Below are 23416 nucleotides of genomic sequence, written 5' to 3'. Positions count from 1 at the left end.
CGGCGCCCGTCCGATCGGACGGGCGCCGGTGGCTGTCTCGGCGACCCCGAGGGTCGCGGTAGGTCCGTCAGGACGCCTCTTCACCCCATGCGTACCGCACGCCGACCTGCTCGGGACGGCCGGTCCCGTCCTGCGCGGAGGCGGTGGCGGCGCGCGCGGACCCGGCGCCGGCGGCGGCGCCACCGACCTCCTGACCACGGCGGTCGCGACCGGCCGGCTGCGGGGCCTGCTGCGGCCGGTACGGCGGAACGGCCGGCGCCTCGCCGGCCGGACGGCGCGGAGCCGGGCGCGAACGCTCCACCGGAGCGGTGGACGGGCTGCTCCCGGAGACGGACGGTGCCGGGTTGATCCCGCCCGTCCGGTTCACCGGGTGCCCGGCGGGGGCGACGACGGCGGCCGGGGCCGGGGTGCTCGCCTGGTCCTCGCGGGAGGCCCTGCGGCGCTCGGCCGCGAGGGTGCGCAGCACCCGGGTGCCGTCGGCGAAGGTGCGCAGGTTCGTCTCGCCGAACATCCGCTCCCGCTCCACCGACGGCACCTCGGAGATGCCGAACCCGGCAGCGGCGACCCGGCAGTTCAGGAGAGTCTCGATCTCGAACCCGTCGCCCCAGTACATCCCGCCGTCGGGATGCGGCGGCATGTCCACCGCGGGCAGGTCCAGCACCGGCAGGATGTCGGCCCAGAACGCGTTGTAGCCGTAGCAGAGGTCGGTGTACCGGGTGCCGAACAGCGTGTTGGCGACCAGGTTCAGCCCGGCGTTGCCGCTCTTGCGCAGCAGCGTGATGTCGTCGCTGCCGCCCCCCTTGGTGAAACGGCTGCCCTTGGCGAAGTCGGCCCCCTCGACCAGCGCCTGGACGAACCGCGGGATCTCCTGTGGGTCGGCCGAGCCGTCGGCGTCGAACATGACCAGCACGTCCCCCGTCGCGGCGGCGAAACCACAGGCCATCGCGTTGCCCTTGCCCTTGCGGGTCTGGCGCACGATCCGCACGCCGGGCAGCACGCGCTGCGCAGTCTCGATGGTGCCGTCCTTCGAGTTGCCGTCGACGACGATCACCTCGTGCACGGCCGGGCGCACCGCGGCGACTGCCGGCAGCACGACTTCCAGGTTCCGTGCCTCGTTTCGTGTCGGTACGATCACCGACACTCTGGGTTCGCTCGGACGACGTGGTCCGTGGTCAGGGCGCTGGTTCACCGGTCTCTCCCCCGAATTGATCGGTACTGGGCGCACGCGGATGGCGAGCTCGCTCTCTGTGCCCGGCGGCGACGACGGCGCCGGATCTTGTCGCCCCCACAACGGGGGGCATACGGCTTATCTCCGGCGCCGACGCTCGCGTTACGTGACCTCGGCCGCATCGGGTATCACCCGACCGGAGCAACCCCTTGCTGGTATAGCCGGTTTCGCAGCTGCCCAGCCACGCGAGCACTGCCCGAATACTACGGACGGTGCACCGTCCGGTGGGCCGCGGGACCGCCCGAACAGGCCCGGACCCGACGGCGCGCACCGAATTTCCGACGAGCGGCGAGTCGATCACGACGAACGGAGGAATCCGCGATCGACCTTCGTCGATCGATCCCGCCCCTCAGGGGGTGTCGGGCCGCCGCCGAGGGGCACCGGTGGCCGGAGGGGTAGCGTTACGTGCCGCCCGCACGACACTTCCGACCCCACGAGGTACCCGATGAGGCCCGGCGGCTTCCTGCCCAGCGTGTCCGTCTGCATCCCGGTCTACAACGGCGAAGCCTTCCTGGCCGAGACGATCCGCAGCATCCTGGAGCAGACTCTGGGGGACTTCGAGCTCGTCGTCCTGGACAACAACAGCTCCGACGCGACGTGGCAGATCGCCACCTCGTTCCGCGACCGGCGGATCCGGGTCGAGCACAACCGGGAGACGCTCCCGCAGGGCGACAACTGGAACCGTGCGGTGCACCTGTGCCGGGCGCCCCTGGTGAAGCTGGTGTGCGCCGACGACCTGCTGCACCCGCGCTGCCTGGAGCTGCAGGTGCCACCGATGCGCGACGACCCGTCGCTGGCCGTCGTCGCCGCACGCCGGCACATGATCGACGAGCAGAGCCGGGTGCTGGTGCCCCGGCGCGGCCTCGGCGGCGGCCTGGTCGGCCTGCACTCGGGCAGCGAGGTCGCCCGCCGGGTGATCCGGAACGGGGCGAACCCGATCGGCGAGCCGGGCAACGTGCTGTTCCGCAGGGAGCAGTTCGTGACCGCGGGCGGCTGGCGCGGCGACCGCCGGTTCATCATGGATCTCGACCTCTGGATGCGCCTGCTGCAGTACGGCGACTTCCTCGGTCTCCCGGAGACCCTCGCCGCGTTCCGCATCTCCCGCGGCTCGGTCTCCGCCGAGTTCGAGCAGCAGATCTCGGACGAGCAGCAGCTGCTGCTCGACGAGCTGGGCGGCTCCGGCGCGTTCGACGTGCGGCCGCTGGACGTGCGGATCGGCCGGTTGGCGCTGCCGTTCGGCCGGGCCCGCCGCAAGGCGCTGTTCAAGGTCTCCCGGATCGCCGCCCGCAAGGACGACCGGGTGCTGGCCGAGCAGCAGGAGGCGGCAGCGGGCGACGGCCGCTGACCCAGCAACGACCGAGGGGCCGTGGTCCGGTGCGTGCACCGGGCCACGGCCCCTCGTGTTCGGAACGAACGGTCAGCCGTGCTGCTCCTGCGAGCCGTTCGGCAGCGCGCCGGTGTCCAGTCCGGGCACCTCACGCGAGCCCTCCAGCTGCGCGGGAACCGCGCCGCCTCCGTTGCCACCGGCCGAGGAGCGATCCCCCACCGGCGGAACCTCCTTCTGCGCGGCTGCGGTGGCCTCTGCGACCTGGCGGGCGATCTCCGGGTCGGTGGAGGTGTCGAACCAGTCCTTCAGCGCCTCGTCGTCGTCGGCCGGCCGGGAGACCGTGCCGTCGTCGGGGCTCGGGGTGAACCGGTAGACGCCGTCCTCGCCGGGTGCGCCGAGCATCCGGGTGAAGCCCTCCAGGGCCTTCCCGAAGTCCGACGGCACGACCCAGAGCTTGCTGGCGTCTCCCTTGGCCATCTCGGGCAGCGTCTGCAGGTACTCGTAGGCGAGCAGCTCGGGCGTCGGGCGCCCGGCCTTGATCGCGGCGAACTTCTTCTCGATCGCCTTCGACTCACCCTGCGCCTCGAGGTACAGCGCCGCCCGGCGACCCTGCGCCCGCAGGATCTCGGACTGCCGCTCGGCCTCTGCGGAGAGGATGGCCGCCTGCTTGGCGCCCTCCGCGGTGAGGATCTGCGACTGCTTGTTGCCCTCCGCGCTGCGGATCGCCGACTCCCGCTGGCCCTCGGCGGTGAGGATCATGGCCCGCTTCTCGCGGTCCGCCTTCATCTGCTGTTCCATCGAGTTCTGGATCGACGGCGGCGGGTCGATCGCCTTGATCTCGACCCGGGCGACCCGGATGCCCCAGCGCTCGGTGGCCTCGTCCAGCTCGCCGCGCAGCGCGGTGTTGATCCGGTCCCGCGAGGTCAGCGTCTGCTCCAGGGTCATGCCGCCGACCACGTTGCGCAGTGTGGTGGTGGTGATCTGCTCGACGCCGGCGATGTAGTTGGCGATCTCGTAGACCGCCGCCTTGGCGTCGTTGACCTTGAAGTAGACGACCGTGTCGATGTTGACCGTCAGGTTGTCCTGCGTGATGACCGGCTGCGGCGGGAAGGAGACGACCTGCTCGCGCAGGTCGACCCGCTCCCGGGTCCGGTCGACGAACGGCACCAGAATCGCCGGACCACCCTCACGGGTGCTGTGGTAACGCCCGAGTCGCTCGATGATGTAGGCCCACTCCTGCGGGACGATGACGATCGACTTCACGACGACGGTCACGACCAGCACCAGCAGAATTGCTGCGATGATCAAACCGGCATCCATCCGGTCTCCCCTCGATGCGCGCCGGAGGACCGGCGCTCATGTCCACCCCGGAGTACCCGGGGCTGATCGCCGGTGCCCTTCCGCCGAGGGCGGTTCAGGACTCCGGCAGTTGCTCCCGGCCGGTGACGAGCACGGCCGCGCCGGTGACCTGCAGGATGGTGACGCTGGCACCCTCTTCGAGGACCTCCTGGCCGTCGAAGGAGCGGGCCGACCAGAGTTCCTTGCCGATCCGCACCTGACCGCGCTGACCGTCCACCCGTTCGACGACCTCGGCCGCCGATCCGATGAACCGGTCCTGGTGGCTCTCCAGGGTGCCCATCCGTTCCTGCAGTTTCCGCTTCGCGACCGGCCGCACGGCCAGCAGCAACAACACGGACACGATCGCGAACACGCCTGCGCTCCCGACCGCGCCCAATCCGAGCGCAGCACCTCCGGCCGCGGCGAGTGCGCCTCCACCGAGCATCACCAGGAAAAGCTCGCCGGACACGAACTCGGCCCCGACCAGTACCGCCCCGATGAGCAGCCAGATCAGTGCCGTCATGCCCCCAGGGTGCCAGAACCGGACATTCCGCGACGCCGAATCCACGCCGAACACCCCGGGCGGTGGCCTGATCGTTATTGCATGGCGGAGTTTGCGCCCCCTGCGTCCGGTTCTCCGGAGGTGGCCGCGGTCACGAAATCGATGAGCCGCTCCACGGCACCGATCATCGGCGCCTCGAGATCGCGATAGCTGCGGACGGCACCGAGCACCCGGCGCGCTCCGTCGGCGGGTTCGCCCCAGCCGAGGCGCGCGCAGATCCCGGTCTTCCAGTCGGTGCCGCGGGGGATCGTCGGCCACTCCCGGATGCCGACCACCGACGGCTTCACGGCCTGCCACACGTCGACGTACGGATGGCCGGTGACCAGCACGTTGTGCTGCGCCTGCGGGGTGGCCCGGTAGGCGTCACGGGCCTGCCGGGTCTCCTTGGACCCGTCGACGAGGTGGTCGACCAGGATGCCGAGGCGCCGGTGCGGCGCCGGATCGAACTCCCGGACGGCCGCGGCGAGATCGTCGACCCCGTGCAGCGGCTCGACGACGACGCCCTCCACCCGCAGGTCGTGCCCCCACACCCGCTCCAGGAGCTCGGCGTCGTGCAGTCCCTCGACCCAGATCCGGGCGGCCCGGGCGGTGCGCGCCTTCAGGTTCGCCACGTGCACCGAGCCCGACGCCGACAGCGTGCGACCGGCCTGCCGGGGAGCCGGCCGGACCAGGGTCGCCGGTGCGCCCTCGTGCAGGAACGCCGCCGGGCGCAGCGGGAACACCCGCCGGCCGCCGAACCTGTCCTCCAGCGTCACCTCGGAGCCGGTGATCGAGACCACCGCGCCGCAGAACCCGGTGGCCGGATCCTCCACGACGAGTCCCGGCTCGGCGGGCACCTCGGGCACCTGCTTGCGTCGGACGGTCCGGGTGCCTGCGGCGTCGAACATCCCGCGGTAGTCGTGGGTCCGGCTCATCGTCCGAGTATCGGACGGCCGCCCGCGGTGACCGGGGCACGACACGCCCAGCCGTTCGTGGTGACACCCCGCAGGCGGCATGCCACACAGCGTCACCCACGTGCCGGGGTGTGCGGACCGTGATCGACGGTTAGCCTGACCGCCGTGTCCTGTGCCTCCGCGACCCTGGCCGTGTGGGCCTCGGCCTGGCTGGCCGGAGCCGCGGCCCCCGACGACGTCCTCGACGCGCTCGCCCCGTGGTCCGAGGCGCACGACGTGCTGGCCGCCGACGACGACACGGCCCTGCTCACCGACCTCCCCGGTCCGGGTGGGCGCCCCACGTCGCTCGCGTTGCTGCTGGCCGCCGTGCGCCGCGCGGCGCCGCGCGGTCAGGCCCGGCTGGTGCTCGCCGCCCCCGGCGACGTCCGCGGGCTGCCGGGGCCGGGGCGGTTCTCCCGCGAGGCGACGACGACCGGTGAGGGCGTGCTGTTCCCCGGGGCCGGCTTCGGGGTGGTCCCGTCCCCGATCGCCGACGGTGTCGTCCGCTGGACGGTCTACGCCGTCCCCGACAGCGGTCCGGCCCCCGAGTACGTTCCGCTGAACGAGGCGGAGCGGGAGCTGCGCGGGCAGGTCCGCAACGCGGCCGCGGTGATCGCCGATCTCGGGGTGGCGCGGCACCGGCCGGGGGTGCGCGAGGAGATCGCGGCGTCGCTGCGCAGGCGCCCGCGGGCGCTCTGGCCCGGCGGCATGCCGCCGCAGGCGCTGCGGGTACTGCAGCAGGCCGACGAGGTCGACGCGATCCTGGTCGCGGCCGCCGGCGACGAGCCGGGTGGCGCGCTGTCGGCGTCCGCCGCGGTGGCCCGCTCGGACGCACTGCGGCCGATCGCCACCGCGGTGCGGGTGGCCCGGCGAGCCGCGGTCGGCGAGGCCGTCCGGGTGCTGGTGTCGGTCCCGAGGACCTGAACGGCCGACTCGCTCACCCGGCGTCCGGGGTTCCCGGCGGACAGCCGCCACGGCGCCGGACGGGTGCCGGCACTCACCCGGTATCCAGGCTCTCCAGCAGGGCACGGGCCGCGGGGCCGGCCGGTCCCCCGGCGCGCCAGGCCAGGTGGAGCCGCGTACGCACCTCGGGTTCCAGCGGCACCGCCACCGGCGGGCGGTCCAGCGCGAGCACCGCGGGTGCGCGCAGCGCCGGTTCGGGGACGATCGCGACCCCCGCACCCGCCCCCGCCAACCGCAGCAGCAGGTTCATCGACCCGGCCTCGAACGCCACCCGGGTGGCGGTCCCGTGTGCGGCCAGCGCCGTGTCCAGTGCCGCCCGCAGACCGTGTCCCGGTGGCAGGCAGATCAGCCGGCGCCCGGCCAGCCCGGCGAGCGGGAACACATCGAGTCCGGCCGCGGTGTCGTCCGCGGCGACCGCCGCGACCAGCCGCTCCTCCGTCAACACCCGGCTCTCGATCCCGGGCGGCGGAGCACCCGGGAGCCCCAGCACGGCGACGTCGAGGCGGCCGGAGCGCAGCGCGCCCAGCAGGTCGTCGGCGGTTCCCTCGCGCAACGTCACGTCGACCCCGGGGTGCGCGGTCGCGAAGGCGCCGACCGGATCGGCGAGCACGGTCTCCGGCAGCGACGACGCCATCCCGACCGCCACCCGGCCGCGCACCAGCCCGCGCAGCGCCGCTATCGCGTCCCGGGCGCCGTCGGCGGCGGCCAGCGCGGCCCGGGCGTGCGGGAGCACCGCGAGCCCGGCCTCGGTCGGCACCACCGCGCGCGGGCCGCGTTCGAGCAGCGTCTCCCCCAGCTCGCGTTCCAGCTGCCGCAGCTGCGCGCTGATCCCGGGCTGGGCGACGTGCAGCACCTCGGCCGCCGCCGTGACGGTCCCCTCGTCGACGACCGTGACGAGGTACCGGAGATGGCGCAGTTCCATAACCAGCAATGCTAGCGAGTAGCTGATCCAGCTCTTGGACTTATACTTTCGGCTGCTCGACGGTGGTCACATGAGAACGACACAGACCCTCGTCGACGAGTTCGCCGCGGCGATCGCCGGGCCGGTCCGGCCTGCCGGCGATCCGATCGCCTCGTTCCAGACCGGCCTCGTCCACCGGCCCGCCGTCGTGGTCGAGCCGCTCGGCAGCAGCGACGTCGCGGCCGTGCTCGCCGTCGCGCACCGCCGGAGCCTCCCGCTGACCGTGCACGCCACCGGCCACGGCCTGCGCGCGCCCGCCGACGGCGGGGTGCTGGTCGCGACCTCGCGGATGGCGGCGGTACGGATCGACCCCGTGCAGCGGCTGGCCCGGATCGGCGCCGGGGCCCGCTGGCCGAGGTCCTCGCTGCGGCGGCCCCGCACGGCCTGCGACCGGCCGCCGGCAGCGCCCCGTCGGTGGGCGTCGCCGGGTACCTGTTCGGCGGGGGCCTCGGGCTGACCGCGCGCACCGACGGCTGGACCGCCGATCATGTCCGTTCGATCGAGCTGGTCGACGCCGCCGGTGCGGTGCGCACCGTCGACGCCACCGATCCGGAGCGGTTCGCCCGGCTGCGGGGCGCCGGCCCGGCCGACGGCGAGATCGTCACCGAGGTGACGATCGGACTGCTCCCGGCCGGTCCGCTGACCGGGGGCGGACTGGTGCGGGTGCTGGGCCCGGCCGACGAGCCGGCCTCCGACCCGGGGGCGCTGCACGCCTGGCTGGACTGGACGCGCGACCTGCCTGCCGACGTCACCTCCGGATTGGCCGTCGTCCCGTACCCGGACCTGCCGTTCCTGCCGGCGGATCTGCGCGGGCGGCGGGTGCTGCGCATCGCCGTCGTCGTGTGCGGGGACGGCGCCCGGGCCGATGCGCTGCTCGCCCCGCTGCGGGCCGCCGTCGCCGCCGACGAGGACACGATCGGCCCGCTGCAGCCGTCCGAGTTGGGCCGGGTCCATGCCGAGCCGGAGGTCCCGCACGCCTACCTGGGCGACAACCTGCTGCTCTCCGACGTCGAGGGCGCCGGGCTCGACGCGGTGGCCGCCCGGACCGGCCCGATGGTGGTCACCGGCATCCGGCATCTCGGCGGGGCCGCCGGCCGGGCGGCCGTGGTGCCCGATTCGGTGCCGGGCCGGGACGCGTCGTACCTGGTGGGTGCGCTCGCGCCGTTCGAGTCCGGCAGCGGGCCGGAGGTGGTCGGTGCCGAGCTCGCCCGGAGTGAGGTGGACGGGGTACTGGCGGGGTTCGCCCGGCACACGGTGGGCAGGCACCCGTCGTTCCGGTTCGGGCCGACGGCTTCCGGGGCCGATGGTAGCGTTTCTGGATAGTCTCACTATCCATCGGAGGATTCATGTCCGTCGCAGCTCCCGGCCGGATCGCGCTCGCGATCGTCTGGTTCGTGCTGTCCGCGGCCGGCCTCGTCGGCACCTGGGCGTTCAACATCGCGTTCTTCGCCGATCCGGGCGGCCTCAGCTATCTCGGCGGCTGGTTCGCGAACCCGGCGAGCTCGTCGGCGGCGGTGGACGTGATCGTCGTCGCGCTCGCGGCCTGTGTGTTCATGGTGGCCGAGGGCGCCCGGCTCGGCTGGATCCGCTGGGTCTGGGTGCTGGTGCCGCTCAGCTTCGCGATCGCGATCGCCTTCACGTTTCCGCTGTTCCTCGGCCTGCGGGAGCTCGCGCTGCGCCGCCGGGCCGAGGCATTGCCGGGATCATCCGCCGCGTAGCGCGGTGACCAGCGCGGCCAGGTCGTCGGCGTGCAGCCGGCGCTCCGCCGCGCCGGACTCCAGTTCACGGATCCGCTCCCGCGCCACCTGCTCGGCTGTCGCGAGCGCGTCGCGCTCCCGGTTCGCCGCGTCGGCTGCGGCGGCGAACCGGTCCCGCTCCGCCGCCGCAGCGGCATACCGGTCCCGCTCGGCTACCGCCGCCTCGGCCGCGGTGGCGTGCCGGTCCCGTTCCGCGGTGACCGCCGCCGCGGCGTCCGCGTACCGGTCCCGCTCGGCCGCCGACCGCTCCCCCGCAGCCCGTAGCCGGTCGGCCTCCGCGCGCAGCTCGTCGCGTTCGGCGCCGGCCGCGGCCACGGCGTCGCGCAGGGTCTCGCGGTCCTCGCGCAGGGCCCCGGCCTCCGCCCGGGCCGCGGCGAGCGCGTCGCGGAGCCCGGCCGCATCGGTTCGCGCCTCGTCCCGCTCCCGCTCCCGCCCGGCGGCCAGGTCGGCGGCAGCGTCCCGCTCCTGCACGGCCCGGGCCGCGGCCAGGACGGCCTGCTCCCGGTCCTGCCGTGCGGCACCGGCCTCCCTCCGGGCCTCGGCGGCGTCGGCGACTGCGCGGTCCCGCGCGGCGACGGCGCCGGCCGCCTCCTGACGGGCCGCCCCCAGCGCCTCGGTCGCCTCCAGGGCGGTGACGGCGGCCTCCTCGGAGCGGGTCACCGCCTCGGCGCGCTCGCGGCGGGCGGTGGCGGTGACCTTCTCCGCCTCCCGTGCCCGGCCCAGCGCCGTGTCCCGCGCGGCCTCCGCCTCCTGCCGGGCGCGATCGGCCTCGGCCGCCCTGCTGCGGGCCTGTTCGGTCGCGGCGAGCGCGTCGCGCTGCACCTCGTCGAGGCGTTCCTGCACGGCGGTCAGCGCCGCGGCCAGCTCGGCGACCGGGCCGGCGACCGCGGTGACGTGCTCGCGGAGCCGGTCGGCGTCCAGCGCGAACGCCCCGGCCCCGGTGTCGAGGCCGAGTGCGCCCAGCGCCTCCCGCTCGGCCCGGGCCATCTGGGCGCAGGTGCGCCCGCCCTCCCAGCGGGTGTCGCGGCAGAACGACCGGGGGCGGCCTCCCTGGGGGCCGGGAGGCGGCAGCTCGGCGCGGCAACGGCTGTATTCGCAGCGTACGGCGGTGTCGACCACGCCGAACACGGTACCAGTTCGTATGTTTATAACTGTGTAACTGGTATCTAGTTCGAAAAACTGAACTACGAACCAACAGAACCATCGTTTCGTTGGTGGTTCGGGCAGGGAGTGCCGCCACCCCCTGCCGGCGACGTACCCCCTCCCGGCCTCGTGACGGCACAGACCTCGCTCGGTGCCGACGACGTGCGCTCGATGACCAGGGGTGCGCTCGGTCACGCAGGAGGACGGTCGTGTCGTGGCCGTCACGACGCGCCCCGAAGACGTGCTGCGCACCTGGCTCGGGCGCGATCCGGAACTGCGGGACCTGCGGGTCGAGGGCGCCGGGCTCGAACGCGCCCTGCTCACACTCACCGAGGTCGACGAGGGGCCGACCCCCTCGGCCGATCGACTCGGCGGCGTCGCGATGAGCGCACCGGTTCGGCGTGCGCACGGTGCCCGATACGCCGCCGGCGTCCCGCGGGTCGAGATCGCCGAGGGCCTCCGGGGTGTTCTGCGCGCAGCTGGCCGGCACCGGGGCGGGCGACCACATCGCCGTACTGCTGGCGACGACCGTCGCGGCCGCCCTGCCGGCGTCCTGGACCTATCGCAACGCACGCCTCTGAGGGCGCGCCGGACACGCTCGGTGCGACACGCCGGTGCGGCCCCCCTCCGGCAGGACACCGGGAAACACCGTCCGGCCGACGACCGGCGGAGAGCACGCTCCGGTTCAGGCCGGCCGCTGCTCCAGCTCCGCGAGGAGGGTGCTCCGGGCGAGCTCGGCACGGATCCGCCCGCCGAACCACCGTGCGGCGGCGGTGTAGTACGGCGTGTGCAGCACACGGTTCGCCGCGGCGGCGATCCGGTCGGCGGTGGCGCTGCGCCGGAGCATCTCCCCCGCACCCCGGAAGGTCACCCGGGCCGCATTGTCCCGCTGGTCCCGGCCGTGCGGGAGCACGAGCATCGGGCGGCCCGCGACGAGCGACTTCAGCACGGTGCCGTGACCGCCGTGGGTGATGACCAGCTCGACGTGGTCGAGCACCTCGGCGTGCGGTGCGGACCGCACGACGACGATCCCGTCACCGCCGCGCACCAGCCCGGGATCGAGCGCGGGACCCACGGTCACCAGACCGCGAGCTCCCGACCTGGTCAGGGCGTCCACGACGTTCCGCACGGTCGCGTACTGGGCCTGATAGGTCGACGACATCGCGACGAGTACGAGTGGTCCGTCGCCGGCCGGCGGTTCCCAGCGCTCGCCGTGTGCCCAGGACGGATCGTCGAGCACCGGTCCCACGTATCGGACGGACGGGGCGAGCCGGGCCGGGAAGTCGAAGGTGCGGGCGGTCAGCACGAGCTGGCGCCGGGCTCGGTGGACCTGGTCCCAGACCCCGGGCACCGGTGCGAGCCCGAGATCGGGTGCCCCGGTTCGCACCACCTCGAGCAGCCGGTGGGTGTGACCGGCTGCGGGCCCGGCGATCATGTGCTCGGCCATCCCGCCGGCGAGCGCCCAGGGGCTGCGCAGCTCCCAGTCACGGTAGGCGCTCGCCGGTGCGGGATCGTCGCGTCCGGGCGCCCAGGGCAGGAACTCGGCGTCGATCGCCGCGACGTCGGCGGCCATCGACGCGTCCGCGAGGACCCGTACCCGATGGCCCCGGGTGACCAGCCGGTGTGCCACCCCGAGCTCGGGTGGCACGGTGCCGCCGCCGTCGGTGAGCGCGAACAGGTAGTCGGTCATGCCGCCGGGCCTCCGCCGTCCATCGCGGCGAACACCCGGCCCCGCGCCCGCCACCTCCGCCCGGTGAGTGCGGACAGGCAACCGCTCACGGCCGTCACGCTCATCACCGGGCGTCCCCGCCGTGCCCGGGGCCGACGTGCCGGATCTTGTCCGGGTTCAGGTTCGCGTAGAGCGCGACCACCCGTCCGGCCGGGTCGCACTCGATCGCGACCACGGCGCGCGCCGTGTCGCCTTCGACGAGCGCCGCCGTCGGGACCCCACCCTGCGTCGTCCAGATCGCGGTCAGGCCCTCGTACCCGGACCAGACGTGCGTGATCAGCCGCGCGATCTTGTCCGCGCCGCGGATCGGGTGCAGCGCCGCCGGGACCCGGCCGCCACCGTCGGTGTGCAGCACCACGTCCGGTGCCATCACCTGCAGCAGCGCGGTCACGTCACCATCTGCCGCGGCGCTGAGGAACTGCCGGGCCGCCGCGTCGGCGGTGGCGTCCTCCACCGGGAACCGGGGGCGCCGGGCCTGCACGTGACCCCGTGCCCGGTGCACGGTCTGGCGCACCGCGGCGGTGGAACGTTGTAGCGTCTCCGCGATCTCGGCGTGCGAGAAGCCGAAGACGTCGTGCAGGACGAACGCTGTGCGTTCCAGGGGTGAGAGGGTCTCGAGTACGACGAGCATCCCCACCGCGATCCCGTCGCGTTCCAGAACCGTCTCCGACGGATCGGGGCCGGGCCAGAGCGGCTCCGGCAGCCAGGAGCCGACGTAGTCCTCGCGGGCACGGCGAACGGAGCGCAACCGTTCCAGCGCGCGCCGGGAGGCGATCCGGGCCAGGTACGCCCGCGGGTTCTCGATGGTCGCGTGGTCGACCTTCACCCACTTCAGCCAGGTGTCCTGCACCACGTCCTCGGCGTCGCCGACATCTCCGAGCAGCTCGTAGGCCACGGTGAACAGCAGCGACCGATGCTCGGCGAACTCCTCGGTCGCACGGTTCTCGGTCGCACGGTTCTCGCTCCCGGCTGCACCGTTCATACCCACACGATCCCCTCCTGTGCCCTCGTGCGTCCTCCGGATTCCGGCCATGAGACGCCGGCCGGCGGCCCGTTGTGACATCGCACCCGGCGGGAGATCGTGCCGGGATGTCACGTTCGCGGCGCCGGGGACGTCCCATGGTCGTGACCGGAACCGGGCGCGGCGCCGCCGCGACCCGATCCCGTCACCCGGCAGATACCGACACCGAGGAGGGCCCGATGAGGGTGCACAACGTCCACACCCGCGAGCTGGCGGCGCCGATCGAGGACTGCGCGGCCCTGATCGACGACCTGGCCAGCGCCCGGAACCGGCTGTGGCCGGATCGGAGCTGGCCGGCCATGCGGTTCCACCCGGGCCTGGTCGCCGGCGCCCACGGTGGGCACGGTCCGCTCCGCTACGTCGTGCAGGAACTCGATCCGGGCCGCCGGGTACGTTTCCGCTTCACCCGGCCACGGGGATTCCACGACGCCGTCCACGAGTTCCTGCTCGAGCCGGTCACGCCCGAGCGGACCCGGCTCGTGCACACGCTGTCGCTGACCCCGCGGGGGACCGCCCGGATCACCTGGCCGCTCCTCTTCCGTCCACTCCACGACGCGCTGCTCGAGGACGCGCTCGACAACGCCGAGAACGCGCTGTGTGCGACCCGACGGCCGCCGCGGAGTCGGTCGCTCCGGGTACGGATCCTGCGGGCCGTCGCCGCTCGGTCGGGTGGCGTGACGACAGGACCGCAGCACGAGCCGGTCACCGGCGGCGTCATCGCACCGGCGGCCATGCACCGGCCGGTGTCGTTCACCCCCAGCTACGTCGATCGCTTCGTGCTCTGCACCGACACCGACACCGACGCCGGCCCGCGGCAATGGGCCACGGCCGCGTTCGAGGAGGGCATCAGCAGGTTCGATCGCGATCTCGTCTTCACCACCCTGCTCGGGCTGCGACCGGCCGCCGACGGTATCCCGGGGAGCATCGCAGGTTGGGCGATCACCTCGGAGGACGATCACCACGTCCGCATCGAGACGAGCAGCAGCGGTGCCGTCGGAGCGCTCCTGATCGAACGCCGCGGGAACACCGTCAGCCTCACCACCGCGCTGGCCTTCAGCTCCACCGTCCGCGCCGCGATCTGGCGGGTCCTGTCGCACGTCCACCGGAGCCAGGCCGCACCCACCCTGCGCAACGGCAGCGAGATCCTCCGCCGACGGGCAGGAACGCCCGGCTGACATCCGCTCACCCGGCAGGCCACCGGGTGGGAGCTTGACTGTGCCGTAGCGGCCGGGTGTCGGATGGGATCGACGAACAACCGGCGACCGAGCGGAGCGACCGCATGACCGACACCCGGAGCCACCCGGCTCCCCTGATCGACCTCGAGGACTTCTTCGCCGATCCGGAGTTCGCCGTCCCGACGATCTCTCCGGACGGCACCCGGATCGCCTACCTGGCCCCTGCGTACGGGCGGCGCAACGTCTGGGTGCGCGGAATCGACGAGACCCACGACGACGCCGTCTGCGTCACGAATGACGCCCGGCGCGGGATCACGACCTACCACTGGACCGACGACCCGCGGTGGCTGCTGTACCTGCAGGACACCGACGGCAACGAGGACTGGCACCTGCACCGGGTCGATCTCGACGCACCCGACGAGCCCGCCGTCGACCTCACCCCGCTGGCCCCGGGCTCACGGGTGGCCGGCGTGGATCCGCTGCCGTCGGTGCCGGGCAGCGTGCTGGTCACGATGAACGAGCGGCCGCTGAACTTCGACACGTTCCGGATCGACGTCGCGACCGGCACCACGACCCTGCTGCACGAGCAGGACGACCCGACGGCGACCCTGCTCCTCGACAACGAGGGCGAGCCCGTCTTCCACACCGCGCTCGCCGCCGACGGCACGCTCGAGGTGTCCGCATGGGACGCCGGTACCGGCCGGAAGCGGCTGCTGCACCGGATGGGCGGCGCGGAGCACCCGATGAGCATCCAGCCCCAGCTGGTCACCGCGGACGGGAAGGGCCTGCTCGTCGGCTCCTATCAGGACTCCGACGACCTGCGCCTGGTCCGGATCGACCGGGAGACCGGCGCGGAGAGCGTCGTCGCGGCCGTGCCGGGGCAGAGCCTGGACTTCACCGGCATGATGCTGCCCGGCGTGCTGCCGCCGCCGGTGTACACGAGCCGGCGCACCGGCGAGGTCCTCGCGGCCCGGTTCGTCGGCGACCGGCCCCACATCGAGATCGTCGACCCGCGGTTCGCCGAGGTGTACGCGGCGCTGGAGAAACTGTCCGACGGCGTGCTCGGCACCCTGTCGTCCGACGAGTCGGGGCAGCGCTGGGTCGCGACCTTCGGTCACGACCGCGAACCGGGCGTGACCTGGTTCTACGATCACGCCACCGGCGAGAGCCGGGAGCTGTTCCGGCCGCACTCGCACCTGCCGCCGGCCGCGCTCGCCCCGATGACGCCCGTCTCCTTCCCGGCCCGTGACGGCCTGCCGTTGCACGCCTTCCTCACCCTGCCGGTCGGGATCGAGCCGCGGGGGCTGCCGCTGGTGCTGCACGTGCACGGCGGCCCGTGGGCGCACGACAGCTGGGGCTTCGACTCGACCGCGCAGTTCCTCGCCAACCGGGGTCACGCCGTGCTGCAGGTCAACTTCCGCGGCTCCAGCGGCTACGGACGCCGGCACATCACCGCCGCGATCGGCGAGTTCGCCGGCGCCATGCACGACGACCTGATCGACGCCGTCGACTGGGCCGTCGGGCAGGGCTACGCCGATCCGGACCGGATCGGCATCTACGGCGGCTCCTACGGCGGTTATGCCGCGCTGGTCGCCACCACCGTCACACCCGACCGCTTCGCCGCCGCCGTGGACTACGTCGGGATCTCCGACCTGGCGAACTTCATGCGCACGCTGCCGCCGTTCACCCGCGCGTTCACCGTCAACAACTGGCTGCGCTACGTCGGCGACCCGGACGACCCGGACGCCGAGGCCGACATGCTGGCCCGCTCCCCCATCACGATGGTCGACCGGATCCGCACCCCGCTGCTGGTCGCGCAGGGCGCCAACGACGCCCGCGTCGTGCAGGCGGAGTCGGACAACATCGTCGCGTCGCTGCGGGAGCGCGGCGTACCCGTCGAGTACCTCCTCGCTGAGGACGAGGGCCACGGCTTCGAGAACCCGGAGAACCGGCTGCGGCTCTACCGGGCGATCGAACGGCACTTCGCCGAACACCTCGGGGGTCGCAGCGCCGACCGGACCGCCTGACCGGCCGGGACCGAACGCGCGGACCGAGCCCGCAGTGCCCACCGACCGGACCGGCCGGTCAGGACCGGTGGCCTGCGGTCCCGGACGCCCCGTCGATCACACCGTCCAGCACGTCGCGGGAGACCTGCAGGTCCCGGATCGACCGGTCGATCCGGTCGCGCTCGGCGTGGAGTGTCTCGGTCAGCCGGGCGGTCGCGACGGCACTCGGCCCGCCGTCGTCGTCACGCATGCAGGGCAGCAGCCCGGCGATCCGCCTGCTGCCCAGCCCGGCCGCGTACAGCTCCTGGATCCGGATCACCCGGTCGACCGCGGCGTCGGGATAGTCGCGGTGCCCGCCCGGGGTCCGGGCCGGGACGAGCAGCCCCTGCTCCTCGTAGTAGCGCAGCGACCGTTCACTGACGCCCGTCCGCCGGGCCAGCTCACCGATCCGCATCGCATCCCCTCCGGGCTTGAACCTCACACCGGTGTCAGGCCGCACCATCCCGCCATGACCGACACCACCGTCCCCTTCCGCTATTCCCCGATCGTCGACCGGCCGCCGCTGAGCTGGCCCGGCGGTGCCCGGGTCGCCGTACACATCGGGCTCAACATCGAGCACTTCGTACCCGGGCTGCCCTCCACCAGCATCTGGCCGGGCACCGCCGATCTGGTGCCGGACGCGCTCAACCACGGCTGGCGCGACTACGGCGCGCGGGTCGGGATCTGGCGCACGATCGACGTGCTGGACCGGCACGGCGTCCGGCCGAGCGCGCTGCTGAACTCGCTGGTCGTCGAGCGGACGGTGCTCCGCGAGATCGTCGAGACGATCGAGGCCGGCACCGGGACCCGGCCGCGCGGCTGGATGGGGCCGGGCCTGACCGAGACCGCCCGCACCCCCGAGCTGCTCGCCGAGCTCGGATTCGATCACGTGCTGGACTGGACCAACGACGACCAGCCCTATCCGCTGACCGTCCCCGGGATGCTCAGCGTGCCCTACACCCTGGAACTCAACGACCTGCTGCTGTTCGCCCGCGGCGTGACCGGACCGGAGTTCGTGCGGATGGTGTGCGACCAGTACGAGCAGCTGCGGGCCGACGCGGCGGGCGGATCCGGCCGGGTGCTCGCACTGGCGCTGCACCCGTTCGTCATCGGGCAGGCGTTCCGGACCCGCTACCTCGACGAGGTGCTCGGCTGGCTCACCGCGCAGCCCGACGCGTGGATCACCACCACCGACGACATCGCCGACCACTACCGGGCGGTGACCGAACCCGGCCGCGTCGCCGGACCCGGCGAGCGATGATCGGATCCGGCTGAGCGGCGGGAGCGCGCGGTAGGACGACTGCGCGACAGGACGACAGAGCGGTAGGACGGCAGAGCAGTAGGACGACAGAGCGGTAGGACGGCAGGGATGCAGGACGGCGCGGAGGTGGCACGGAGGGAAGGCGGCACGGCGGTGGCCCGCTCGGCACTGGTGATCGGCCACGACCACGTCGCCGGGCTCGGGCTGCTCGGCCCGGCACTCGCCGCGCACGGGTACCGGCCGGAGTGGGTGACGGTCGTCCCGGCCGAGCGCTACACCACGCCGGACGTCGACGTCGTGTTCCCCGATCCGCGGTCCCGGGACCTGGTGGTGACCCTCGGCGCGCCGTGGCCGCGGGAGCTGATCCGCGGCTGGGCGGCGGCCGAGGCCCGCTTCCTGCGGCGTGCCCACGACGCCGGGGTGCCGGTGCTGGCGATCTGCTTCGGCGCCCAGCTGCTCGCCGAGACGCTCGGCGGTACGACCCGTCCGCTGGGCCGGGCCCGGATCGGCTGGCACCGCGTCCGGCCGCTCGCCGTGGGGCTCCCACCCGGACCGTGGTTCAGCTGGAACGCCGAACAGCTCGTGCCACCGCCCGGCGCGACGATCCTGGCCGACGGGGCTGTCGGCTGCGAGGGCTTCCGGATCGGCCGCAGCGTCGGCCTGCAGTTCCATCCGGAGATGGATCCCGGGCTGCTCGACCGGTGGCTCACCCTCGGCGTCCCGGACGGGCTCGACGCCGACCGGCTGCGGAGCGACACCGCGCACCGGCACGCGCGGGCCGCGGCACAGGTGGGTCAGCTGATCACCGCCACCGGCCTGCTGCCGCCCGGGCCCCGCCGATCCTGCTGATCCGCGCGGCCCGCCGGCTCTCAGGACCCGCTGACGTCGACCGCCACCGCCCCGGCCGGCCGCGGCTCCTCCCCGCGCCGCAGCGCCTCCGCGACCTCGTCGCGCACCCGGCCGCTCTCCTTCCAGCCGGTGACCTCCCAGGCCTGGATCAGCGGCGCGGCCCGGTTCTCCCGGGCCTCCACCACCCACGGCCGTCCGGTCATCGCCCGCCAGCCGATCAGCAGCCCGATGAGCAGGAACTGCAGGCCGAGCAGGATCCCGGGGATCACGACGAAGACCGCCAGGAACACCGCGGCCCCGATCGCCGCCACGATCAGTACCCACCACAGGACCTTGATCAGCATCGCGCCGGCGCCACCGGCCCCGGCCAGCACCGCCCCCGCACCGCCGGCTCCCCCGCCGCCACCACCGCCACGGTTGCCACCGCCGCTGCCGCCCCGGTTCCCGCCGCCGATCCCGCCGCGGTTGCCGCCCCCGGAGGAGCCGCGGCTCCCGCCACCGGACGATCCACCACCGCTCCAGCCGCCGCCGCTGCGGCCGGTCGGCAGGATGATCGGCACCGAACGACCGCGCGGCCGGTGCCAGTGGCTGTCGACGTCGCGGTACCGGACCGGAGGCTCACGGTCGACCGTGTGGTCCGGCGCCGGCCGGTCACGCACCACTCGCGGACGCTCCGATCGAGCCTCCTGGGCATCGGCCCCCTCGGCGGTGCTCCGGGTGGGCGGCTCGAAGTACCGGTCGCCGCCGCCCATCCCGAACCGGAACCCGCGATAGCGCGGGGGGCCGAGCAGGAACTTGCGCCCGACCACCCACTTCATGCCGTCAGGCGCCCTGACGTACCGTTCCCGCACCCGCTCCCCCTCCGCTCACGAACCCGTCATGAGGACCACATGATGCCTGGTCGGACACCGTTGCACGGCGTGCTGTACCTCCAGCCGCAGAACACCGACGCGATCCTCGATGATCTCGCCGACAACGGGGTGGCCGCCCCGGGCGACCAGAGCGAGCTCGCCGCTGTCGTCGAGTCGGCCGCCGCGGAACACGATCTCGCGCTGTCGGTGGTGGTCGTCCCGCAGGCCGACGGCCAGGCCGAGCTGATCGAGCTGGCGAACGCCGTCCGGTCCGAGCGCGGCGGCACCGTGCTGGTGCTCAGCCCGGAGTACACCGCGGCGGCCAGCGACACCTACGGCAACGTCGACCAGTTCGTCGACGGGCTCCCCGGCAGCGACGTGCAGGCCACCGAGCAGTTCGTCGGCGAGCTCACCGATCCCGGCCCGCCGTGGCTGGGCATCGGCATCGTCGCGGTGCTGCTGGTCGCACTCGTCGCGGGCGGCGGGCGATGGTGGGAGCTGCGGCGCAGGCGCCGCCGGGACGCCGCGGCGCTCGCCGCGGAGGGTGAGCGGCTGCGCGCCGAGGTCGCCGAGATGGCCGACGAGGTGTTGTCCATCGAGTCGCGGACCGCGCTGCTCGAGGACGCCGGGCTGGGCACCGAGTACAGCACGGTCGCCGTCGAGTACCGGGACGTGGTGCACGAGGTCGAGCAGGACCCGCGCGACCGCCGCGCGGCGAACACGCTCGCCACCAGGGTCCGCGCGCTGCACGACCGGGTCCAGGCGCTGGATCTCGCGACCCGCCCCTGAGTCCGGGCCGGGACCGATGAGTCCACCCCCACCGCACCGGTCTCCCCTCCCGACGGACACGACCGGAGGAGACACGTCATGGACGAGCTGTGGGCGCTGGTGCACGCCGAGCGGGCGGCCCTCGTCGCGGACCTCACCGGTCTCGACGAGGACCGCTGGGAGCTGCCGTCGTCGTGTCCGGGCTGGACGGTGCACGACGTCGTCGCGCACCTGGTCGACAGCGCCTGCACGACGCGTGCCGGCTTCGTCGCGGACCTGGTCCGCGCCCGCTTCGACTTCGACCGGCTCAACGCCCGTGGCGTCGCCCGGCAGCGGCGGGCCACCGGTGCCGCGACGCTGGCACGGCTCGCGCAGGTGGCGACCCGCACCAGCGGCCCGCCGGTGGACCGGGCCACCCGGCTGGTCGAGGAGATCGTGCACGGCGAGGACGTCCGGCGGCCGCTCGGCGTCCGGCGGAACCACCCGCTCGACGCGGTCGTCCCGGCGCTGGAGTACCAGGCCAGGACACCGGCATCGTTCGGCGGCGGCCGGGAGCTGACCGCCGTGGCCCGGTTCACCGCGACCGACACGGAGCTGTCGATCGGCTCCGGCGCCGAGGTCACCGGGACCGCGCTCGCGCTGCTTCTCACCCTGTCCGGGCGGGCGACGGCCCGGGACGAGCTCGCCGGCCCCGGGTTGGAGTTCCTGATCTCCGCGCCGCCGCGATAGCACAGCCGCCACTTCTGCGGGATCGACGAAAATCACGGCACGCCGCCGCCGCGTCCAAGGACCCCTTACACCCGTCCGGTGTACGTTCCCTCGGCAGTCGTCGCTCGCCGTTGGGCAGCCTCGACGGGTGCGGACACACCCGTCGAGGTTCCTGCGACTGCCGACCTCAGGAGTCGACATGCACCAGGGTACTGCTGTGCTGCCCGGACGCTCACGCGTCCGGTACGGAACGGACCCGATCGGGCCACCGGGTCGACGCCGGACGGTCACGACGCCATGGGCGGCGTCGTGACCTGGCGTCGTGCGCTGGCCGGGGGTGCCGCGGTCGTCATGATCGGTGTCGGCACGGTCGGGCTCGGTAGCTCGGAGGCCTCGGCGCAGGAGGATCTGCCGCCGATCACCACCCAGCAGCAGGCGATCGCCGCCGTCACCGCGGGGCAGAAGCAGGTCGCCGCCGGCCAGGCCGAGATCACCGCCGGCCGGGATCAGGTCGCCGCCGGCCAGGCACAGGTCGCCGCCGGGCAGGACAAGGTCACCGCGGGCCGGGCGCAGGTCAGCGCGGGCCAGGCGGAGATCACCGCCGGGCAGGCCCGGATCAACGCGGGGCTCGACTGGCTGGCCGCCAATCCGCCCACCACCGGTGGCCCGCCCACACCCGAGCCGGAACCGGAACCGCCGGTCGGCGAGGACGGAACCACCGCGGCCGTCCGGCACGGTTGGGGTACGCCGATCCCGCTGGGCAGCGACGAGTTCGACTACACCGGTCCGCCGTCCCCCGAGAAGTGGGTGACCGCGGCGGAGTGCTGGCCCGGCCACGACGGCAACGGCCGCCGCTGCGCGAGCCGCTCCACCGTCCGGGACGGGAAGCTGATCCAGACCGGCCTCGCCAACGGCGACACCGGATGGCTCGGATCCCGCCTCGACCAGCGCTACGGCCGCTGGGAGATGCGGGTGCGGTCGACCGACACCGGCACCGCGGCGCACCGCTACCACCCGGTGTTCATCGTCTGGCCGAGTTCGAACCGCTGGCCCCAGGACGGCGAGTACGACTTCCTGGAGAACAGCATCCCCGGTGCGCCCTGCGCCGAGGCCTTCATCCACTACCCGCACGCACCGGGCCAGGTGCAGCAGGAGTTCGCCCGCGAGAAGAACTGTGGTGCGCCGCTGTCGGAGTGGCACAACATCGCCTTCGAGTGGACACCGCAGCACGTCAAGGGCTTCATCGACGGCAAGGAATGGTTCCGCTTCTCCGGCGGGGCCCGGCCGGGCCGGCAGAACATCCAGGACATGCCGTCCGGGGCGCTGAAGATCCAGCTCGACGGGTTCCACGGCACCGGCCCGTACCGGCCGGCGCAGATCGAGGTCGACTGGGTCCGTAGTTACTCCCTGAACAGCTGATCCGGTGCCCGTCCGGGCGGCGGCCGGGGCCGGGGAGAGCCGTGTCGGTCCCGGCCCCGGTGCGGTTCTCCGGCACGATCAGCGGCGATGAGCGATCCCGCCGCACTCGTGCTCGCCGCGCTCGGCCGGCGTACCGGGCCACCGACACCCGAGCCGGCGATGCCGCAGCCGTCGATGCCGGAGTCGACGGTGCCGGAGTCGACGGTGCCGGAGCCGTCGAGGCCCGGGCCACCGGTGCCGGGTCCGCACGCCGAACCCGACACCGACTGGCCGGGGGTCGACGATCCCGGCGCGCTGCGCGCGCTCGTCGCCCGCTGGCTGGCCGGGTACGGCACCGCACAGACCCGGCGGACCTACGCCTACGCGCTCGGCCTGCCGCCCGGGTGGGCCGACGCCGTCACCGGTGCCGAGCCGCGGACCCCGGCCCGTCCGGGCACCGGCACTCCCCCGCCGGCCCGCCGCGGACGGCTGCACCACCTGGCGTTCTTCCGCTGGTGCGCGGGCCACACACTGGACCCGCGCACCGTGACGGCCGCGCACGTGACCACCTGGCTGCACGCCCTCGACGCCGCCGGTGCCGGGAAACGTACCCGGGCCAGGATGCTGTCGACGGTGTCGGCGTTCTACGCGTTCCTGGCCGAGCACGGCATCGTCGACGGCAACCCGGCAGCGTTGCACCGCGGGCGGCTCGGGTTGACCGGGACCTCCCGCGACCCGTCCCCGACGATCCGGCTCACCGCCGCCCAGGTCCGGGCACTGTGGACGTCCGCGGCGGCACTGCCCAACCGGACCCGGCACCGCGAGCTCTACGCCCGGCGGGCCGTCGCGTTCGTCGCGCTGCTGTGCCTGGGCCTGCGGATCTCCGAGGTGACCGGGATGGACCGGGACGACCTGGTCGTCACCGGCGGGGAGCGGGTGCTGCGGGTCCGCGGGAAGGGCGGCACCGTCCGCGAGGTGTTCCCCGGCGACGCCTGCGTGGACGCCCTCACCGGGTACCTGTTGCTGCGCGACCGCGAGTACGGCGATCTGCTGCCCGCCCGCGGCACCGGGGCCGGCCGCTCGCCGATGCTCGCGACCCGCGACGGCGGCCGCTGCTCCCGGCACGATCTCTACCTGTTGCTGCGCCGGATCGCCCGCAACGGCGGTCCGGAGCTCGCCGACGTCGAGGACCGGGTGCACCCGCACGCCCTGCGGCACGCGTACGTGACCCTCGCGCTGGAGGCCGGCGCGCCGATCCAGCACGTGCAGGCCGACGTCGGGCACGCCAGCATCGCCACCACCCGGCACTACGACCGGTCGCTGCGCTCCCGCTCGGGGAGCGCAGCCGACCTGGTCACCGGGCTGGTCACCGACCCGGGTCAGGATCGCTGACGAGCCCG

22 protein-coding genes and 1 pseudogene are annotated in these 23416 nt (G+C 73.9%); 13 read left to right on the top strand and 10 right to left on the bottom strand.

From position 1 onward, the window contains the following. Window positions 1-67: 67 nt before the first annotated feature. Complete coding sequence (locus tag Pdca_RS36935) at window positions 68-1135, bottom strand: glycosyltransferase family 2 protein (protein WP_373865476.1); 1068 nt, start codon at window positions 1133-1135, stop codon at window positions 68-70. Between the two features lie 538 nt (window positions 1136-1673). On the opposite strand from Pdca_RS36935, the gene Pdca_RS16325 reads away from it, so the two are divergent. Continuing rightward, window positions 1674-2573 carry a glycosyltransferase family 2 protein gene (locus tag Pdca_RS16325; RefSeq protein ID WP_158092117.1) on the top strand — a complete coding sequence of 300 codons (900 nt, stop codon included), beginning with the start codon at window positions 1674-1676 and terminating at the stop codon, window positions 2571-2573. Window positions 2574-2645: 72 nt separating this feature from the next. On the opposite strand, the gene Pdca_RS16320 is transcribed toward Pdca_RS16325, so the two are convergent. From Pdca_RS16320 to Pdca_RS16310, 3 genes are all read right to left on the bottom strand, one after another. Next, window positions 2646-3875, bottom strand: a complete 1230-nt coding sequence (locus Pdca_RS16320; RefSeq protein ID WP_085912233.1) for an SPFH domain-containing protein — start codon at window positions 3873-3875, stop codon at window positions 2646-2648. 94 nt (window positions 3876-3969) lie between these two features. After that, complete coding sequence (locus Pdca_RS16315; protein WP_085912232.1) at window positions 3970-4416, bottom strand: NfeD family protein; 447 nt, start codon at window positions 4414-4416, stop codon at window positions 3970-3972. 74 nt (window positions 4417-4490) lie between these two features. Then, complete coding sequence (locus Pdca_RS16310; RefSeq protein WP_232021597.1) at window positions 4491-5369, bottom strand: DUF3097 domain-containing protein; 879 nt, start codon at window positions 5367-5369, stop codon at window positions 4491-4493. Window positions 5370-5513: 144 nt separating this feature from the next. Here Pdca_RS16310 and Pdca_RS16305 point away from each other — a divergent pair, with 144 nt between their 5' ends. Next, the gene (locus tag Pdca_RS16305) at window positions 5514-6311 is read left to right on the top strand and encodes a hypothetical protein (RefSeq protein WP_085912231.1); all 798 of its coding nucleotides are present in this window, start codon (window positions 5514-5516) and stop codon (window positions 6309-6311) included. A 73-nt stretch (window positions 6312-6384) separates the two neighbouring features. Here the strand turns inward: Pdca_RS16305 and Pdca_RS16300 are convergent, their stop codons facing one another. After that, complete coding sequence (locus Pdca_RS16300) at window positions 6385-7272, bottom strand: LysR family transcriptional regulator (protein WP_085912230.1); 888 nt, start codon at window positions 7270-7272, stop codon at window positions 6385-6387. Between the two features lie 70 nt (window positions 7273-7342). Here Pdca_RS16300 and Pdca_RS36095 point away from each other — a divergent pair. Both Pdca_RS36095 and Pdca_RS16285 read left to right on the top strand, forming a co-directional pair. After that, window positions 7343-8634 (top strand): annotated as a pseudogene (locus tag Pdca_RS36095) (FAD-binding oxidoreductase). Between the two features lie 23 nt (window positions 8635-8657). Continuing rightward, on the top strand, window positions 8658-9029 hold the full coding sequence (locus Pdca_RS16285) for a DUF2834 domain-containing protein (protein ID WP_085912227.1): 372 nt from the start codon (window positions 8658-8660) through the stop codon (window positions 9027-9029). On the opposite strand, the gene Pdca_RS16280 is transcribed toward Pdca_RS16285, so the two are convergent. Next, on the bottom strand, window positions 9015-10187 hold the full coding sequence (locus tag Pdca_RS16280) for a coiled-coil domain-containing protein (RefSeq protein ID WP_232021596.1): 1173 nt from the start codon (window positions 10185-10187) through the stop codon (window positions 9015-9017). The genes Pdca_RS16285 and Pdca_RS16280 overlap by 15 nt on opposite strands. Window positions 10188-10621: 434 nt before the next feature. Here Pdca_RS16280 and Pdca_RS35610 point away from each other — a divergent pair, with 434 nt between their 5' ends. Next, window positions 10622-10792: a hypothetical protein gene (locus Pdca_RS35610; RefSeq protein WP_158092116.1), complete on the top strand. Its 171-nt coding sequence runs from the start codon at window positions 10622-10624 to the stop codon at window positions 10790-10792. 104 nt (window positions 10793-10896) lie between these two features. Here the strand turns inward: Pdca_RS35610 and Pdca_RS16275 are convergent, their stop codons facing one another. Further along, window positions 10897-11901, bottom strand: a complete 1005-nt coding sequence (locus tag Pdca_RS16275; protein ID WP_085912226.1) for a glycosyltransferase — start codon at window positions 11899-11901, stop codon at window positions 10897-10899. Between the two features lie 103 nt (window positions 11902-12004). Continuing rightward, window positions 12005-12922, bottom strand: a complete 918-nt coding sequence (gene sigJ, locus Pdca_RS16270) for an RNA polymerase sigma factor SigJ (protein ID WP_085912225.1) — start codon at window positions 12920-12922, stop codon at window positions 12005-12007. A 218-nt stretch (window positions 12923-13140) separates the two neighbouring features. On the opposite strand from sigJ, the gene Pdca_RS36090 reads away from it, so the two are divergent. Next, the gene (locus Pdca_RS36090; protein ID WP_174824281.1) at window positions 13141-14136 is read left to right on the top strand and encodes an SRPBCC family protein; all 996 of its coding nucleotides are present in this window, start codon (window positions 13141-13143) and stop codon (window positions 14134-14136) included. 104 nt (window positions 14137-14240) lie between these two features. Beyond that, window positions 14241-16163, top strand: a complete 1923-nt coding sequence (locus tag Pdca_RS16260) for a S9 family peptidase (protein ID WP_085912342.1) — start codon at window positions 14241-14243, stop codon at window positions 16161-16163. Window positions 16164-16221: 58 nt separating this feature from the next. On the opposite strand, the gene Pdca_RS16255 is transcribed toward Pdca_RS16260, so the two are convergent. After that, window positions 16222-16596, bottom strand: coding sequence for a MerR family transcriptional regulator (locus tag Pdca_RS16255; protein ID WP_085912224.1), 375 nt, complete (start codon window positions 16594-16596; stop codon window positions 16222-16224). 54 nt (window positions 16597-16650) lie between these two features. Here Pdca_RS16255 and Pdca_RS16250 point away from each other — a divergent pair, with 54 nt between their 5' ends. Beyond that, window positions 16651-17442, top strand: coding sequence for a polysaccharide deacetylase family protein (locus Pdca_RS16250; RefSeq protein ID WP_085912223.1), 792 nt, complete (start codon window positions 16651-16653; stop codon window positions 17440-17442). A 126-nt stretch (window positions 17443-17568) separates the two neighbouring features. After that, window positions 17569-18291, top strand: a complete 723-nt coding sequence (locus tag Pdca_RS16245; protein ID WP_158092115.1) for a type 1 glutamine amidotransferase — start codon at window positions 17569-17571, stop codon at window positions 18289-18291. A gap of 20 nt (window positions 18292-18311) precedes the next feature. Here the strand turns inward: Pdca_RS16245 and Pdca_RS16240 are convergent, their stop codons facing one another. Continuing rightward, the gene (locus tag Pdca_RS16240; protein ID WP_125911435.1) at window positions 18312-19109 is read right to left on the bottom strand and encodes a hypothetical protein; all 798 of its coding nucleotides are present in this window, start codon (window positions 19107-19109) and stop codon (window positions 18312-18314) included. A gap of 102 nt (window positions 19110-19211) precedes the next feature. Between Pdca_RS16240 and Pdca_RS16235 the strand changes: the two genes are divergently transcribed. From Pdca_RS16235 to Pdca_RS16220, 4 genes are all read left to right on the top strand, one after another. Next, a complete protein-coding gene (locus Pdca_RS16235) occupies window positions 19212-19931 on the top strand; it encodes an Rv1476 family membrane protein (protein WP_085912221.1) in 720 nt (239 codons plus the stop codon). Window positions 19932-20009: 78 nt separating this feature from the next. Then, window positions 20010-20639 carry a maleylpyruvate isomerase family mycothiol-dependent enzyme gene (locus Pdca_RS16230; protein ID WP_085912220.1) on the top strand — a complete coding sequence of 210 codons (630 nt, stop codon included), beginning with the start codon at window positions 20010-20012 and terminating at the stop codon, window positions 20637-20639. A 276-nt stretch (window positions 20640-20915) separates the two neighbouring features. Then, complete coding sequence (locus Pdca_RS16225) at window positions 20916-22037, top strand: glycoside hydrolase family 16 protein (protein WP_085912219.1); 1122 nt, start codon at window positions 20916-20918, stop codon at window positions 22035-22037. A gap of 87 nt (window positions 22038-22124) precedes the next feature. Continuing rightward, window positions 22125-23408, top strand: coding sequence for a tyrosine-type recombinase/integrase (locus Pdca_RS16220; protein ID WP_232021595.1), 1284 nt, complete (start codon window positions 22125-22127; stop codon window positions 23406-23408). Window positions 23409-23416: the final 8 nt, after the last annotated feature.

Source organism: Pseudonocardia autotrophica, from assembly GCF_003945385.1.
GTDB classification, from domain to species: Bacteria; Actinomycetota; Actinomycetes; order Mycobacteriales; family Pseudonocardiaceae; genus Pseudonocardia; species Pseudonocardia autotrophica.
Note: the sequence above shows the minus strand (reverse complement) of the source record. Positions and strands in the feature narration are given on the sequence as shown.

Bases quoted from the DNA above. Each gene is read 5' to 3' on its own strand.
- Pdca_RS16310 (WP_232021597.1), bottom strand. From the start codon at position 5,369: ATGAGCCGGACCCACGACTACCGCGGGATGTTCGACGCCGCAGGCACC.
- Pdca_RS16230 (WP_085912220.1), top strand. From the start codon at position 20,010: ATGGACGAGCTGTGGGCGCTGGTGCACGCCGAGCGGGCGGCCCTCGTC.
- Pdca_RS16220 (WP_232021595.1), top strand. From the start codon at position 22,125: ATGAGCGATCCCGCCGCACTCGTGCTCGCCGCGCTCGGCCGGCGTACC.
- sigJ (WP_085912225.1), bottom strand. From the start codon at position 12,922: ATGAACGGTGCAGCCGGGAGCGAGAACCGTGCGACCGAGAACCGTGCG.
- Pdca_RS16260 (WP_085912342.1), top strand. From the start codon at position 14,241: ATGACCGACACCCGGAGCCACCCGGCTCCCCTGATCGACCTCGAGGAC.
- Pdca_RS16300 (WP_085912230.1), bottom strand. From the start codon at position 7,272: ATGGAACTGCGCCATCTCCGGTACCTCGTCACGGTCGTCGACGAGGGG.
- Pdca_RS16320 (WP_085912233.1), bottom strand. From the start codon at position 3,875: ATGGATGCCGGTTTGATCATCGCAGCAATTCTGCTGGTGCTGGTCGTG.
- Pdca_RS16240 (WP_125911435.1), bottom strand. From the start codon at position 19,109: ATGAAGTGGGTGGTCGGGCGCAAGTTCCTGCTCGGCCCCCCGCGCTAT.
- Pdca_RS16225 (WP_085912219.1), top strand. From the start codon at position 20,916: ATGGGCGGCGTCGTGACCTGGCGTCGTGCGCTGGCCGGGGGTGCCGCG.
- Pdca_RS16275 (WP_085912226.1), bottom strand. From the start codon at position 11,901: ATGACCGACTACCTGTTCGCGCTCACCGACGGCGGCGGCACCGTGCCA.
- Pdca_RS16325 (WP_158092117.1), top strand. From the start codon at position 1,674: ATGAGGCCCGGCGGCTTCCTGCCCAGCGTGTCCGTCTGCATCCCGGTC.
- Pdca_RS16255 (WP_085912224.1), bottom strand. From the start codon at position 16,596: ATGCGGATCGGTGAGCTGGCCCGGCGGACGGGCGTCAGTGAACGGTCG.
- Pdca_RS16315 (WP_085912232.1), bottom strand. From the start codon at position 4,416: ATGACGGCACTGATCTGGCTGCTCATCGGGGCGGTACTGGTCGGGGCC.
- Pdca_RS16250 (WP_085912223.1), top strand. From the start codon at position 16,651: ATGACCGACACCACCGTCCCCTTCCGCTATTCCCCGATCGTCGACCGG.
- Pdca_RS16285 (WP_085912227.1), top strand. From the start codon at position 8,658: ATGTCCGTCGCAGCTCCCGGCCGGATCGCGCTCGCGATCGTCTGGTTC.
- Pdca_RS36090 (WP_174824281.1), top strand. From the start codon at position 13,141: ATGAGGGTGCACAACGTCCACACCCGCGAGCTGGCGGCGCCGATCGAG.